General features: G+C 59.1%; 14 protein-coding genes. 5 read left to right on the top strand and 9 right to left on the bottom strand.

What is annotated here, in order from left to right; genetic code table 11:
- The 4 genes from V3W31_03450 to V3W31_03435 form a co-directional block, all read left to right on the top strand.
- A partial coding sequence (locus V3W31_03450; GenBank protein ID MEE9613996.1) for a hypothetical protein occupies positions 1-193 on the top strand: 193 nt, incomplete at its 5' end.
- Positions 194-205: 12 nt separating this feature from the next.
- On the top strand, positions 206-862 hold the full coding sequence (atpB, locus tag V3W31_03445; GenBank protein MEE9613995.1) for a F0F1 ATP synthase subunit A: 657 nt from the start codon (positions 206-208) through the stop codon (positions 860-862).
- A gap of 68 nt (positions 863-930) precedes the next feature.
- Positions 931-1,281, top strand: coding sequence for an ATP synthase F0 subunit C (atpE, locus tag V3W31_03440; GenBank protein MEE9613994.1), 351 nt, complete (start codon positions 931-933; stop codon positions 1,279-1,281).
- 291 nt (positions 1,282-1,572) lie between these two features.
- Positions 1,573-2,343: a sigma-70 family RNA polymerase sigma factor gene (locus V3W31_03435; GenBank protein MEE9613993.1), complete on the top strand. Its 771-nt coding sequence runs from the start codon at positions 1,573-1,575 to the stop codon at positions 2,341-2,343.
- 174 nt (positions 2,344-2,517) lie between these two features.
- On the opposite strand, the gene hemG is transcribed toward V3W31_03435, so the two are convergent.
- The 6 genes from hemG to V3W31_03405 all read right to left on the bottom strand — a co-directional run bounded on the left by hemG (position 2,518) and on the right by V3W31_03405 (position 9,390).
- A complete protein-coding gene (gene hemG / locus V3W31_03430) occupies positions 2,518-3,951 on the bottom strand; it encodes a protoporphyrinogen oxidase (GenBank protein ID MEE9613992.1) in 1,434 nt (477 codons plus the stop codon).
- On the bottom strand, positions 3,948-4,892 hold the full coding sequence (gene hemH / locus V3W31_03425; protein MEE9613991.1) for a ferrochelatase: 945 nt from the start codon (positions 4,890-4,892) through the stop codon (positions 3,948-3,950). The genes hemG and hemH overlap by 4 nt, the downstream gene beginning before the upstream one ends.
- Positions 4,893-4,903: 11 nt before the next feature.
- Positions 4,904-5,932 (bottom strand): uroporphyrinogen decarboxylase, encoded by a 1,029-nt coding sequence (hemE, locus tag V3W31_03420; protein MEE9613990.1) that lies wholly within the window; start codon positions 5,930-5,932, stop codon positions 4,904-4,906.
- Positions 5,933-6,317: 385 nt separating this feature from the next.
- Complete coding sequence (locus tag V3W31_03415) at positions 6,318-7,202, bottom strand: hypothetical protein (protein ID MEE9613989.1); 885 nt, start codon at positions 7,200-7,202, stop codon at positions 6,318-6,320.
- A 98-nt stretch (positions 7,203-7,300) separates the two neighbouring features.
- Positions 7,301-8,053: an RNA methyltransferase gene (locus tag V3W31_03410; GenBank protein MEE9613988.1), complete on the bottom strand. Its 753-nt coding sequence runs from the start codon at positions 8,051-8,053 to the stop codon at positions 7,301-7,303.
- On the bottom strand, positions 8,053-9,390 hold the full coding sequence (locus V3W31_03405; GenBank protein MEE9613987.1) for an FAD-dependent oxidoreductase: 1,338 nt from the start codon (positions 9,388-9,390) through the stop codon (positions 8,053-8,055). Before V3W31_03405 ends, V3W31_03410 begins: the two co-directional genes overlap by 1 nt.
- Positions 9,391-9,502: 112 nt before the next feature.
- Between V3W31_03405 and V3W31_03400 the strand changes: the two genes are divergently transcribed.
- On the top strand, positions 9,503-11,452 hold the full coding sequence (locus V3W31_03400) for a M48 family metallopeptidase (protein MEE9613986.1): 1,950 nt from the start codon (positions 9,503-9,505) through the stop codon (positions 11,450-11,452).
- Here the strand turns inward: V3W31_03400 and V3W31_03395 are convergent.
- From V3W31_03395 to V3W31_03385, 3 genes are all read right to left on the bottom strand, one after another.
- Positions 11,442-11,885, bottom strand: coding sequence for a hypothetical protein (locus tag V3W31_03395; GenBank protein MEE9613985.1), 444 nt, complete (start codon positions 11,883-11,885; stop codon positions 11,442-11,444). The two genes, V3W31_03400 and V3W31_03395, sit on opposite strands and share 11 nt — an antisense overlap.
- Before the next feature lie 92 nt (positions 11,886-11,977).
- Entirely contained in the window at positions 11,978-14,353 is a 2,376-nt protein-coding gene (locus tag V3W31_03390) for a PDZ domain-containing protein (protein ID MEE9613984.1), read from the bottom strand.
- A gap of 2 nt (positions 14,354-14,355) precedes the next feature.
- Positions 14,356-14,667, bottom strand: a 312-nt coding sequence (locus tag V3W31_03385) for a NapC/NirT family cytochrome c (protein ID MEE9613983.1), incomplete at its 5' end; no start/stop codon positions are given.

Here is a 14,667-nt window from a genome sequence, read left to right as displayed (position 1 = left end):
GCGGGACCCGGCACGGGCGGGGCTCTACGCCACCGCGGGCTGCTACGTGCGCTTCGCGCTCGCCGCGGCCGCCATGGCGACGATGGTGCTGCTGGTCGGGGTCGACCCGCTCGGGCTCGTCGCGGGCTTCACCGTGCCTCTGGTTACAACGATCGCCACGCTCGCGGTTATGGCCAAAAAACAACTGTCATAAGGAGAGAGACCGATGCACGACATACTACTACCCACATTCGGACTTCCGGTCCACACGGCCCTCATGCTCTACGTGATGGCGCTCCTCTGCGTCTTCTCCTACCTGCTTCGGGGCAGCCTGAAGCTCGTACCCGGGAAGCTCCAGAACACGGTCGAGATAGTGGTCGAGGGGTTCGCCGGACTCATAGACGAGGTGATGGGGCAGAAGGGAAAATTCTTTCTTCCCGCCATACTGACGTTTTTCGTATTCATCCTCATCTCGAACACGCTCGGGATGATACCGGGCCTCGCGCCCCCGACCGCGAACCTCAACACCACGGTGGGGCTGGCGCTCATCGTGTTCGTGGCCACCCACATCGTGGGGCTCAAGGAGCACGGGATCGGGTACGTTAAGCACTTCACCGGTCCCATCTGGTGGATGGTGCCCTTTATGTTCCCCATAGAGGTCTTCGGCCACCTGGCAAGGCCGCTATCGCTTTCGTTCCGTCTTTTCGGCAACATGTTCGGCCACGAGCAGCTCATCGTAGTGCTCCTTATGCTCATGCCCTACGCCTACCCGATGGTCCTTTTCTCGACGATCCTGGGGGTGCTGGCGGTTATACTGCAGGCCTTTATATTCTCTCTACTGGCGATGGCTTATATAGGAGGCGCGCTCGAGGAGGCGCACTAAACATAAAAACCTTGACTTTAACGCTCCAAAAAGTTAGAGTTTCTGGTCTAAATAGGCGGGAGGTAAAGATGAGATCGATGAAAAAGGTACTTTTCGTATTGACGATCGCGTTCCTTCTCTCCGGCGCCACGACTGTGTGGGCCGAAGGGGAAGTTAAGGAAGGGGCAGGCGACAGCGTGGTTCTGGCGGCGATATTCCTCGGCGCCGGCCTGGCCGCGGGGCTCGGGGCCATCGGCCCCGGCGTCGGGCAGGGGCACGCCACAAGGGGAGCGCTCGAAGGCATGGCCAGAAACCCGGGCATGGCCGGTAAGCTCATGACCACCATGCTGCTCGGTATAGCCATCATGGAGGCGCTCACCATCTACGCGCTCGTCATAGCGTTTATGCTGCTCTTCAAGTACGCGCCAAGCTTCATGTAAGACGGGGGTTTTTCAACGAGAAAAGGGGCGGGGCTAAACTCCCGCCCCTTTTCTTAAGTACCCGCTGGAATTACGGACGTCCTCCCCCTCTCTTCCCCGGCACGGGAAATAGCCAAAAATCTTGACTTTTCAAGGTTTTTTCTGTATAATATTTTAGCACTCTGAGGGTGTTTCAATTTCAGGACGCCCGTCTGGGGTATGCGACACGGAGGTTGTAATGGGGCCGCATACACATTAACCGTGCGGCAGCACTCCTATGGTGGGAGTGCTGACTATTCGGAGGAAAACAAGGTGAGTTTACCGGTACTTGCGGATTCCCTGCAGATCTATATGGCGGACGTAAACCGCTTTCCCGTCCTCTCAAGGGAGGAGGAGGAGCGGCTCGCCATACGCTACTACGATAAGAAAGACCTTGAGGCGGCCCACGCCCTCGTTACCGCGAACCTGAGGCTCGTCGTGAAGATCGCCCACGAGTACCGGAGCTACGGGGTGAACCTGAAGGACCTCGTCCAGGAGGGCAACCTCGGGCTAATGACCGCGGTCAAGAAGTTCAATCCCTACAAGGGCTACCGGCTCATCACCTACGCCGGCTGGTGGATAAAGGCCTACATTCAGGAGTTTATCTTGAAGACCCGGGGCCTTGTGAAGCAGGCCACCAAGGCGATGAAGAAAAAGCTCTTCTACAGGGGCGAAGAGGCGGGTACCGACCCAACCCCCTCCGGCCCGGACCTCTCCTTGAACACCGCCATCGGCGACGACGACGGGAAGACCCACATGGACATGCTCCCCGACCCGGGCCCGGGCCACGAGGAAAATATCGGAAAGGCCCAGGAGCAGGCCCTTGTAAAGAGGGACGTCACCGACGCGCTCGCCGTACTGAACGAAAAGGAGCGGCTCGTCGTCGAGAGACGGCTCATGGCCGAAGAGCCCTTAAGCCTTCAGGCCATAGGAGAGATACTCGGCCTAACCCGCGAGAGGGTCCGCCAGATAGAGGGCGCGGCCTTGAAGAAGCTCCGGGGCGTCCTTTCGGAGAAAGCCCCACCCGCCGCACTGCCGGCCTGACGGGCGGCACACCGCAATTTTCCGCTAAATCGCTGTTAAATTAATAGGTTAGGACGGTAAGAAGGGTGCGGATGTGTTCCCGTAAGCATTCCCTTATGTAAAGAAAGACCGGGAAACTTTACATAAGGGCCGGGCTAATGTAAAGTTCGGGGCTGAACTTTACATTCAGGCGGCTTAACCCCCCAGATACCCCAACACCTTCTTAGCCGTAGCCTCAGCTTCCCTGACCGTATCGCTTATGCCTATGCCGTGATAGGCACTTCCGGTTAGATAGAGGCCGGGGTGGTTCGCCGTCAGCCCTTCTATCGACTCGATGCGCTCTCCGTGCCCTATGGTGTACTGCGGCATGGAGCTCTTCCAGCGGAAGATCCTGACAAAAAGCGGCTCGGCGTCTATGCCCATTATATCGCTCAGTTCTTCACGCACCATCTTCGTCGTCTCTTCATCGCCCAACGATACGAGGTCCGACCGGTTGGTCCCCCCGACGAAGCACCTTATGAGGACCTTATCCTCCGGCGCCCTGCCAGCCCACTTAACCGAGCTCCACGTTGCGGCCATTATCCTTCTCTTCTCCGTCCTCGGCACGACGAAGCCGAAGCCGTCGAGAGGGTGCTTTATGTCCTCCCTTTTATAACCGATCGATACCGTAGCGGTGGACACGTACGGGATGGAGACGAGCTTTTCCACGAGCAGGTCATCCAACCCCTCCAGGAAGCGGGAGGTAACGTAGGCGGGCGTGGCCGCGACGACCGCGTCGGCCTCGATGGGCGGGCCGCCAGCTATCTCGACCTCCCAGCCGCCATGCCTCCTCCTTATGGAATCGACCGCCGTGCCCGTCTTTATGGTAACGCCATCGAGCCTCTGAAGGAGCGCTTCCACAAGCTCCGTAAGCCCGCCCTCGAGCGTCATGAACATGGTGAGCCTGGGCCCGCCCTCTCCTCCTCCCCCCGAAGGCTCGGGGGGCTTCCTCATGCCCTTCATCTTCGCAAGCATCCCCTTTATAAGGCTCCCGTGGGTTTCCTCCATCTCGACGAACTTCGGAAAGCTCGACCGGACGCTCATCGTCTCGGGCTCTCCGGCGTGCACTCCGGCGACGAGCGGCTCGGCTATCTTATCGAGCGCCTCCCTGCCGAGCCTCCTCGTTACGAACGCTTCGAGGCTTTCGTCCCCCTTCTCCGTCCTCCTGGGCACGAAGAGCTCGAGCCCCATCCTTATCTTCCCGGGTAGCGTTATGAGGCCGCTCGTAAGGAACGGCAGTATCCTGGTCGGGACCATGAGTATGACGCCTTCGGGGAGGAGGTGGAGCCTGCCGCCGGAGAGGACAAAGGTCCTCCCTCTCGGCGCGGTCGTGGAGAGCAGCCTGTCGCCGAGCCCGAGCTTTTTACAGAGCTCCATGGCCCAGGGCTTTTCCGAGAGGAAGCAGTCCGGCCCGCCCTCTATGAGGAAGCCGTCTCTCTTTTCGGTAACTATGTTGCCGCCGGTCCTGCCGGACCTTTCGATAAGGGTTATGTCGAGGCCGGTCACTCCCTGCTCGCGCGCGTGCTCCACCAGGGAGTACGCGGTCGAGAGGCCCGAGATGCCGCCGCCTATTATGACTATTCTTTTCATGCCGGGTTCTTTACGCGCGGGTGGGTTTCCACGAGCCCGGCGAGCAGTTCGATAAAGCGGGGGGAGGTGTTGAGCGAACCGGACCTGAAGAAGCTAAGCCCACAGGCCTCGGCGGCCTCTTTAAATACCACGTCTATATCGTAGAGTGTCTCGACGTGGTCCGAGACGAAGCTGAGCGGCACGACGAGCACCCCCTTCCTGCCCTCCCCTTTGGCCTTTGCTATTACCTCCTCGACCTCCGGGCCCAGCCATTCGACCGGACCTCCACTTTTACTCTGGTAGGCGAGCCGGTAGGGGAGGGGCACCTGCTTTATCAGCTCTTCGATGGTACCTTCGAGTTTTTTCAGGTAGGGGTCGCCCTTGAGCATACTGAGCGGCAGGCTGTGCGCGCTGAAGATAACGAGGAGACCTTCCTTTTTCGGCTTCTCCGGGAACTCCTCGATCGCCTCCTCCATCTTCTCGGCGACGGCGTCTATATAGGCCGGGTGCGTGTGCCAGTCTTCGGGGAAGCTCATCTCCGGGACCCCGGCCGTAGTCTTCAAGGCGGCGTCCAGGTCGTAGAGGTAGCCGCCCGTGGCGGCCCTCGACGAGTGCGGGGCCATGACTATCGCCACCGCCTCCTCTATCCCGTCGCCCCACATCTCGCGCACGGCCTCCTTTATATAGGGGTGCCAGAACCTCATGCCCACGTAGACGCGGTAGTTATCCCGCCCTCCCTCGTTGAGCCTCGATTCCAGTGCCGCGGCCTGCGCGCGGGTGATCTCGAGGAGCGGAGAGCCGCCGCCTATCTTCCTGTAGCGCTCCCTCGCCTTCTCGACCATCTCCGGGGTGACGGGCCTGCCCTTCAAGATATTCTTCAGGAACGGCTCGACGTCCTCAAGGGACTCCGCACCGCCGAAGGCGAGGAGCAACACCCCTTTTGTCTTCCCCGTGTCTGCCATTTTACTTCCGATTATTTCCGGCTGAATTCGTGGACGGCATCCACGAGCGCCCTTACGTTATCCACCGGGGTGCCGACGATTATGCCGTGGCCGAGGTTGAAGATGTGTCCGGGCCTGCCGTCGGCCATCGCGAGTATCTCCTTTACCTTCTTCCTCATGGCCTCGACCGGGGCGAAGAGAAGGGTCGGGTCCAGGTTCCCCTGTATGGCTTTGTCGTGGCCTATGGTCTCCCAAGCCTCGTCGAGCCTGACCTTCCAGTCCACGCCCACGACGTCTCCGCCCGCCTCTTTTATTATACCCAGGTAGGAGCCGGTGTTGGTCGAGAAGTTTATGAACGGAACCTGTCCGCTGACGGCGTCGATGACCTTCTTGGTGTACGGGAGGGCGTAGGCCTTATACTCGTCCGGCCCGAGGCACCCGACCCAGCTGTCGAATAGCTGCACGGCGTCCACGCCGGCCTCGATCTGGGCCTTCATGTATACGATGACCGTATCGGTTATCTTGTCCATGAGCGTGTGCCACCCCTCGGGGTCGCCGTACATAAGGGCCTTTGCGTGCGTGTAGTTCTTCGAGCCGCCGCCCTCGATTATATAGCTCGCGAGAGTGAAGGGCGCCCCTGAAAAGCCTATGAGCGGGACTTTGCCGTTTAACTCCTTCTTCGTCAGCTTTATGGAGTTCATGAGATACGGCACGTCCTCTTCCGGGGTGATGACGCGTACGGCCTCGATGTCGTTGCGACTCCTTACCGGGTTATGTATCTTCGGGCCCATGTTCTTTTCAAAACTAAAGCCTATGCCCATGCCTTCCAAGGGCAGGAGTATGTCGGCGAAGATTATGGCCGCGTCGAGCTCGAAGGCCTTAATCGGCTGGAGCGTTATCTCGCAGGCGAGCTCCGGGGTCTTGCACATCTCGAGGAAGGAGTGTTTTTCCTTTATGGCCATGTACTCCTTCATGTAGCGCCCGGCCTGGCGCATGAGCCATACCGGGGTGTGGGGGGTGGGCTCCCTCCGGCATGCCTTTAGAAAAGTATCGTTCGTCATACGGCTCCTTTCGCGGTCCTGGGCTGGTTATGCAAGCCACCTATTATATGGCTAAACCGGGAGATTTGCAACGGTTTTCCAGCGTGACGCTGGACCCGATAACTCCGTCCTTTCCCCTCCCTTTACGGGGGGAGGTCTGAAAAAAAAGGGGGGGGGGGAGAACCATGTCATTCCCGCGGACGCGGGAATCCAGAACAGCATTAACGATTACGGAGAGAAAAAATACGGGAAGTGTGGGGCTGTTGAAAAACCTAACTCGGTGTCATTGCGAGCGAAGCGAAGCAATCTCGTATTCATATAAATCAACAAGTTAGAGATTGCCGCGTCGCTCCCGCTCCTCGCAATGACACCTTTTTCAACAGCCCCAGTGTCCCTCTCTTTTCCTCTATTTTCCCTTTTTAAGCCGAGACTCTATTACTTGCTGAACCACCTTTTCCTTAATTCGAGACTTGAAACTGTATGCCTGCTCATTAGACCCGTCAACCCCCGTGTAAAAACTCACATCCTTCCTAGCACGGTTAAATTCAGAAAATTGCGGTCCGCATTTAGCATGGGCCGCATCTGCAATTTCATATGGCGTTGCATCAGACGAAGAGTAAATTTCAGCGGCATCGAACATACAGGCCATATAGGCCTGCATGTTACTGGTTAAATTGCTATTTACATCTGGGAACCTATCCTCATAAGTGACATGTATCTCGCCAGATATTTCCGGTGCCACATTCGACCCCTGCAACACTATGGTAATATTTGACCTTCTTTCTTTCCAGCGGACCAGAAATATTAATTGGCCGTTCCTCACAGCTGTTGCTTCCCCTTCTTTAGAAGGTTTTTCACCCTCTCCTTTCCAAATCGATGTGTCATAAATAGGAGTGCCATGTTCCCTAATCAGTTGGTTTCTTAAAGAAGTGAATTCGTCTATGTTCGCGTTGGCGGATACTGTTGCATCAAAAAAATAAACATATGAACCTGATTTAAGTAGGAAACCTTTGGCTTCCGTCCAAATGAACTTGCCATTGCCTTGATAATGTCCCTCGACTATGCGGTCTGTCTCTTCCGCGAATTTATATATGATGCCAACCTTTCTACCAAACAGTTCCCCTTCGAAAAACAGTTCTTCCTCCCCCATCTTCGCCGGTTTTGCCGTTTCTTTCTCCTTAACTTGTTTTACGGTCATTCCCCAATAGCTTTCCCGAAAATCACCAGCGAAAGACTGGTTAACAACAAAGAGCATGGATGCCAACAGCACCACGGCAAGAAGTCCTCTCATCTCTCAACCACCTTTCATGTTTTCTGACTAACACCTATATATACCATCGGCATATAATAGCCGGTGGGCTGTGCCCACTTTTAAATGTTGCAACCCTCCTATTCCCCCTCCACATTATCCTCTATCCTGGTACATATCCCCCGGAGCATATTGACCTCCTTTTGCGTGAGGCCGCTCCTGCCGAAAAGGCGCCTAAAATTCTTCATTATGCTCCTAAGGAGCGACTCGCCGCTCTTCCTGTTATGCTCCTCTCCGTAGCCGAGCTCCCGGAGCGTACTTTCGAGGTGGGCATAGAGTTTTTTCCTCTCTTCGTGCGGGGCGGCGTCGATTGGTCCTCCTTCGGGGGCTTCTCTTTCCTGTGGCGCGGCCCCCCTCCCCCCGGTAAATAGCCCGTAGCAGAGCGCGAAGACCGCGTGCGAGAGATTAAGCGATGGGTAGTCCGGATGGGAGGGAATTTCAATAAGCGTATCGCAGAGCGCGATCTCGTCGTTCTTAAGCCCCTTATCCTCCCTGCCGAAGACGAGCGAGACCTCGTTCTTCTCGGAAAATTTCAGTATTTGCGCCACAGCCCCGTCCAGCGGTAGTAAGGGGTTCCTGACTTTTCCTTCCCTCCGGGTGACGCCGGCCACCATGCCGCTCTTCTTTACCGCTTCGGCAAGAGAAGAAAAAACGCGGGCCTCCCTTAAGATATCCACCGCGTTACAGGCCATGGAAAAACCGTCGTCGTTCGCGTACTCGACCGGGTTCACGAGGCAAAGCCTCCTAAAACCCGTATTCTTCATGACCCTTGCCGTGCTTCCTATGTTCCCCGCGCTCTGCGGGGCGACAAGCACGATGGAGATATTTTTCATTAGATGCGTTTGAGGACTTCTCTCGCGGCCACTATACCCGAGACCGAGGCCTGCACTATGCCGCGCGTTATGCCCGCGCCGTCGCCCGCGGCAAAGAGATTTTTAACCTCCGTTTCGAGCGTGGGGCTCAACTCTATCCTCATGGAGTAGAACTTCACCTCCACGCCGTAGAGGAGAGTGGAGGATGCGTTCATGCCCGGCACCACGCGGTCGAGCGCCTCCAGCATCTCGAGTATGTCGCATATGTAGCGGTACGGCAGAACAAACGAGAGGTCCCCCGGGGTGGCGTCCTTCAAGGTCGGCGTTACCGGGTTCTTTCTGAGCCTCTCGGCTGTGGAGCGCCTTCCGTGCTGGAGGTCCCCGAGCCTCTGCACGATGATGCCCTCGCCGAGAAGGTTCGCGAGCGTTGAGATGTACTGGCCGTACTTAATGGGCTCCTGGAAGGGCTCGGTGAAGGTGGTGGATACGAGAATGGCGAAGTTCGTGTTGTTCGACTTCTTCGTAGAGAAGCTGTGGCCGTTCACCGTGCAAAAACCCTTGTGCCGTTCCTTTACGACCACCCCGTAGGGGTTCATGCAGAAGGTCCTCATCGGGTCGTCGAAGCGGTGGGAGTTGTAGGTGAACTTGGCCTCGTGCATGGCGTCCGTAACCGGGCGGAGTATCGATGCCGGCACCTCCACCCGTACCCCTATGTCCACGGGGTTTAGGCCCGTCTTCACACCTATCCTGTCGGCCATGTCCTTCAGCCCGTGCGAGCCACCGCGTCCGGGCGAGAGGATTACGTGTTGGGCGCCGAACTCCTCGCCTTCGGCGGTCTTCACCCCGGTTACGGTGCCGTCCTTCTCCGTTACCTCGGTTACCTCGGTCTTGAAGCGCATATCGACGCGGCCTTCGAGCGTTTTGCGGAGCTTTTCAAGGAGCGCTATGCACCTGTCGGTCCCGAGGTGGCGTATGGCGAATGGCACGAGCCGGAGGCCCGCCCTTGCCGCGGCCTCCTCTATCCGGGCGACCGCTTCCCTGTCGGTGCCCTTCAACTCTTCCGGGGCGCCGAAGCGGAGGTACAGCCCGTCGACGTACTTTATGAGTTCGTCGAGCTCCCCCGCGTCGAGGTATTCGCCGAGGAAGCCTCCCACCCCGGCCGACAGGTTAAGCTTGCCGTCGCTGAAGGTACCCGCCCCTCCCCATCCGTAGAAGAGGTCTTTCCTCTCCCTCTCGTGGAGGTCGGCGCCCTTTTCGATGATGAGGACCTTTATCCCCTCTTTCTTTTCCGCGAGTTCGAGGGCGGCGAATATGCCCGCCGGTCCCGCGCCCACCACTATGACGTCGTAGTCCTTCATGCCGCTTTGAGTATATCAGAATCGCCGTTTCCGTGAAATCGCTTTCTCAAGAACGGATGGCGCTTGAATTCAACCCCTTTATGGAGTAAAACTTCCTAAGGGGGTCAACTCCATGGTCATGACGTGGGAGAAGTTCGAGGCTCTGGTCCGGAGGCTCGAACTGGTTGAGATGCGGGACCCGGGGGGGTACAAGCTCCGGGTGTTCCTGCTCGCCGTGCTCGGGTACGCCTACATATTTTCGATACTCGCCGTACTCCTCCTCATATTGGGTTTCGAGGCGGCGTTCCTTTACTTCCTCCTCTCCAGCACGGAGTTCCCGGCCTGGATCCTCATCCTGGGCAACAAGGTAGTCCTGCCTTTTTTCCTTTTCGCCCTCCTGATAATCCGCTCCCTGTGGTTCCGTTTCGAACCGCCGGTGGGCGTGGAGTTGAAGCGCGAGGAAGCCCCGGTGCTCTTCAAAGAGCTCGACAGGGTAAGGGGTGAGCTCAAGGGCCCGGCGGTCCACAGGGTGCTCGTGGACGGGAACTTCAACGCCGGCGTGGTGCAGATGCCGAGGCTCGGCCCCCTTGGGTGGCAGAAGAACTACCTCATAGTGGGCCTGCCCTACATGATGGCCATGTCGCCCGAGGAGATGCTCGCGGTCTTCGCCCACGAGTACGGGCACCTCTCCGGAGCGCACGGCAAGTTCGGCGCCTGGGTGCACCGGAACCGCAGGACCTGGTACAACCTAATGGAGTCGCTCGCCCGGAGGGGCCACTGGGGGATGTTCGTCTTTACCTGGTTCTCCAACTGGTACGCCCCTTACTTCAACGCCTATACGTTCGTAATGGCCCGGAAGCACGAGCTGGATGCCGACAGGTGCGCCACGGAGATGGTGGGCGCAGGGCCCGGCGCCACGGGACTCATGAGGGGAGCCGTCATGGGGCGCTTTTTCGAAGAGAAGTTCTGGCCCGCCCTTTACAAGAAGGCCAACGACCATCCCGAGCCGACCTTTAACCCGTTCGCGAGCATGCCGCGCGCCCTCAAGGGACACATAAGCGACAAAGAGGCGGGGCGCTATCTCAAGGCCGCCCTTACCGAGAAGACCGGGGGCCAGGACACGCACCCCTCGCTCTCCGAGCGTCTTTCGGCGATGGGCCGAAAGGCGGAGATGCCGCCGCCGGTGGAGGTCTCCGCGGCCGAGCACTACCTCGCAGGCGCCCTGAAACATGTGACCGGGAGGCTGGACCGGGAGTGGAAGGACAGCGTTCGCGCCTCCTGGAAAGAAAGGCACGCGCAGGCCCTGGAGGCGAAGGCCACCTTGAAAGAGCTTGAAAGCAGAGCCCAAGGAGGAAAGGGTGGGAAGCTCACAAGGGGCGAGCTCTGGGACTACGCCCGGCATACCGAGGAGTTCAAGGGCAGTGCCGAGGCCGTGGAACTCTACCGGGAACTGCTTTCGAAGGAGGAGGCCCACGCAGGCGCCAACTACGCGCTCGGCAGGATACTTCTCCTCGGGGGCGACGAGGCGGGCAGAGCCCATATCGACAAAGCGATCAAGGCCGATAGCGAGTACGTCATGGAGGGCACGCGGCTCGTCTACGACTTCCTCATGGGCGAGGGCAGGGCGAAGGAGGCGCGCGAGTATTGGGACATGGCCCGCGACCGGGCGGAGATGGAGGAGTGGGCCATGTCGGAAAGAGCGTCGCTCGGCGACGGCGACAGCCTGCTCCCCCACGCCGTCGCGGAAAAGGAAGTAGAGGCCATCGCCGGACAGCTCCGGGCGTACAAGGACATAAAGGAGGCGTATCTCGTACGCAAGAGCGTGCGCCTCCTTCCCGAAAAGCCGCTCTACATACTCGGCGTGGTGCGCTCGTGGCCCAGGTTCAGCCTCTACTCGGACGACGATTACGGCCGCAAGCTCGCCGAAGGGCTAAAACTCCCCGGAGACGGCTTCGTAATCGTGCTGGACGGCAAGATGAAGGATTTGGGGAAGAGAATGAAGCACGTATACGGCTCCAAGATATACCATAAGAAGAGGGGGGAGAGCGGTGGGGTGCTCCCGCCGCCCCCTTCTACTTCTTAGGCTTACCAACCCTCTCGCCGAGCGCGCCGAGCAGCTTGTTGAACGGGTTGTCCCGGGGAAGGAAGGGGATGGGCGGTGCGCGCCTTATGCCGAGCTGCTTCATATGCTTCAAGAGCCCCTCGTGGGTGCTGTCCAGCTTGAGTCCCTTCTTGAGCGCCCTGAAGGCAAAATCCCTCCGGTCGGCCAGGATGCAGACCCTGGCGACGTTCAGGTATATCTCCGGGTCGTAGAACTCCTTTTTTGCCGCCGTGTTGCAGAGAGTGGCGGCCCTGTCGTAGTCCTTTTTCACCGCGGCCACGCACAGGGCGTGGTAGGAGAGCGCGGCCGCGCTCTTCTTGGCGACCCCTATCTTTTCGAAGATGGCCAGCGCCTCCCTGTAGCGGTTCTTCCTCGTGAGCGCTATGGCCTTCTTTATGCTTTCCTGTTCTTCCAATACCGGCTCCTTTCGAGAAAAGTCGCCGGAGGGAGAAAGTATTCACTCGTCGGCGACAGGACTGGCTCGAACTTCAATTATATGACAGGCAGCTATTGGGTGTCAATCCTGGAATCAGGCCGGGAGCCAGAGAGGGAAGGAGGTACGGCCTTGCCCTTGCCATCAAGCACCAGCCCGAACCCCCGCGCCCCGCAGGAGTCGTCGTCCTTGGCGTATCCGCCGGACTCTTCCCCGGCGATAAGCGTATTTTTTTCCTTGCCGTCGTATAGGAGCCCCAGCCCCCCGCACGTTGCCGCGCCCTGGCTGAGCACCCCGCCCTTGTAGGTGTCGTCCCCGCCGAAGTCCGCGAGCGCGCCCACGCCGAAGTCGTGGCCCATGCCCTGACCGACCCCGAAGCTTACGCTGTACGAGTCCTCGCCGCCCTCGTCTATAAGAGCCCCGACCGAGCTGTGTATCCCCGCCCCCTGGGAGTACCTGCCCGCAATGTACGTGTCGTTGCCCCCCAGGTCGTGCAGGATGCCGAGCGAGTACCAGTAGCTCGACCCCTGGGAGAAGTAATCCCCCTCGTAGCGGTCGTTCCCGCCTGCGTCTATCAAAAGCCCTATGCCGCCCGAGGCGCCGACCGCCGTCTTGTACGGACGCATGCCCGTGCCGAAACCCTGGGAGAAACTCTTCGTGGCGTTCTCCGGGTCCCTGAAGTCCGGGTACTTTCCTCCGGCGAAGTAAAAGTCGTTCCCCCCGGTATCGATAAGCGCGCCGAGACCCCTTACCGAGCCGTGGCCCTGCGAGGAGAGGCGCGCGCGGTAGGTGTCGTTCCCGCCCGCGTCAAGGAGTATGCCTATGCCGAAACGCCCGACACCCCCGGTAAAGGTGTCCCCGGTGTAGGTGTCGTCGCCGCCGAGGTCCACGAGCGCTCCCACCCCGAAGATACCCATCCCCTGTGCCAGGTCTCCGGAGATGTAGACGTCGTCGCCGCTCATGTCGAGGAGAAGGCCGGTGCCCATAAAGCCCGCGCCCTGGGAGAGCCGTCCGGGGGGTCCGGGGGCGACGTAGCGGTCATTACCGGCGAGGTCTATAACGAGAGAGAGGGGGACCAGCGGGGTGGACGCCCCGGCGTTATTCTCGTAGGTGTCGTCGCCGCCGAAGTCTATTATAAGGAAAGCGGCCTTCTTATAGCGCGTCGCGCCCGGCCCCCCTATAATGACCGTGCCCGCCGTGGTCTTCACCGCGCCTAATACGTCCCCTTCGGCCGCGTCCGTGGTTTCCATGCCCTCAAGCTCTACCCCCGAGGGATCCACCTGGGCGAGCGCCCGAATAAGCTCCGGCGACAGGGCCCCGGCAAAGACAACCGAGGATTTAAAGAGCTTCGCATAGTCCACCTTAAGGGCCGTCCTCAGGAACTCTCCATAGTCACCTTCTTCATCATCACCCTCTTCCCCCTCCCCCCCCTCCCCGGCGTAGATGCCGTCGAGTTCCGCCGCGAGGAGATCCCTCTCTCCGGGCGAGAGCGCCTTAAAGGCCTCCTCGCGGTAGGACGAGGCGAGCCCTGCGAGCGAGACGACTTCCTCTATTACACCATCGAGTCCGGTAATGTCGAGCGGGTCGAAGGGGTTGCCCCAGACCTCGGCATCCAGCTCTTGCGCCGCACCGGCCAAAAGGTCCGGAAGGTCCGGGAGGATGGGGGGGGTGGAATGCGAAGCTGTGTGAGAGAGGAGCGAGGCGGTGATTGTTCTCGAAAGCGGCACTATGTCGGTCGGTCTCCGGAGCGCGTAGTTGACCTCGCCGAGGCGGTACAGGTTTGCCTCCGGGTCGACCGCATAGCTGTCTATGACCAGGCTCCGCTCCTTCAGTTCGGCCAGGGTATTCAGAAAAGCCCGGATACTTTTCTTCTCTTCGAGCTTCCTATAAAGTTCTCCACTTCCCTTACCCTCCAGGTGCGCCTCTTCCATCTCCTTTTGGGCCGCCTCTATCTCGGGGTGGGGCTTTACCCGGGCCGGGACCTTCCTTTCCTCCCCTATCTCCGCCTTTAACTCGATCTCCTTCCCGTCCCTTACTATGGAAATTAAAATCTCGTCCCCGACCTCTTTCGCCTTTATGGCCTTTATAAGCGCCGCTACCGTGCCACCCTCCTCTTCCCCGTGGTCTAGCCCCTCCCCCTCGAAGGCTATGACTATGTCGCCCTTTTCAAGCCCGGCCCTCTCGGCCGCGGTGCCGGGAATGACGAGGCGGATGTATACCGCCCCTTCCTTCTTAATCGTCTCCGAGAGCAGCTCTTCCGGCGGGCTCTCCATGAACACACCCAGCAGCGGCCTCTTCTCATCTTTCCGGGGCGTTTCAATGGAGGGGAAGAAGAAGGGGTTGAAATCTCCACCGAGGGCTACCCGTGGGAGAAGACACAGAAGGGCCGCAAGAGGCAAAAGCCGTAGCCTTAATGGATATGAAACCCTGAACTTTACCACTCCCTCCACACTCAAGCGGGCCTACGGGAAAATGGAAAAAATGGAAATGAAAGTTTTTCTTCAGGCACGGGCTTATGGTATATGCCCTGGTGGCAGTCTATGCAGGTAAGGCCCTCTGTCTCCATCCTCTTATGCTCCTCCTTGCCGTGGCCGTTCTCGGGCCGGACGTTCTTGTGGCAGGCCCTGCAGGGAGAGCTGTCCCACTTCTTCAAGCTCATCCGCGCGTTACGGGCCATCTCGGCCCGGTGCGCGTCGTAGCTCTCTTCGGTATCAAGACCTTTCGTAAACTCCGCGTAGGTGTCCCTGACCCCGCTTACTATATG

This window comes from Thermodesulfobacteriota bacterium (assembly GCA_036482575.1).
GTDB lineage: Bacteria > Desulfobacterota > GWC2-55-46 > GWC2-55-46 > JAUVFY01 > JAZGJJ01.
Note: the sequence above shows the minus strand (reverse complement) of the source record. Positions and strands in the feature narration are given on the sequence as shown.

Bases quoted from the DNA above. Each gene is read 5' to 3' on its own strand.
- atpB (MEE9613995.1), top strand. From the start codon at position 206: ATGCACGACATACTACTACCCACATTCGGACTTCCGGTCCACACGGCC.
- atpE (MEE9613994.1), top strand. From the start codon at position 931: ATGAGATCGATGAAAAAGGTACTTTTCGTATTGACGATCGCGTTCCTT.
- hemG (MEE9613992.1), bottom strand. From the start codon at position 3,951: ATGAAAAGAATAGTCATAATAGGCGGCGGCATCTCGGGCCTCTCGACC.
- hemH (MEE9613991.1), bottom strand. From the start codon at position 4,892: ATGGCAGACACGGGGAAGACAAAAGGGGTGTTGCTCCTCGCCTTCGGC.
- hemE (MEE9613990.1), bottom strand. From the start codon at position 5,932: ATGACGAACGATACTTTTCTAAAGGCATGCCGGAGGGAGCCCACCCCC.
- V3W31_03415 (MEE9613989.1), bottom strand. From the start codon at position 7,202: ATGAGAGGACTTCTTGCCGTGGTGCTGTTGGCATCCATGCTCTTTGTT.
- V3W31_03410 (MEE9613988.1), bottom strand. From the start codon at position 8,053: ATGAAAAATATCTCCATCGTGCTTGTCGCCCCGCAGAGCGCGGGGAAC.
- V3W31_03405 (MEE9613987.1), bottom strand. From the start codon at position 9,390: ATGAAGGACTACGACGTCATAGTGGTGGGCGCGGGACCGGCGGGCATA.
- V3W31_03400 (MEE9613986.1), top strand. From the start codon at position 9,503: ATGGTCATGACGTGGGAGAAGTTCGAGGCTCTGGTCCGGAGGCTCGAA.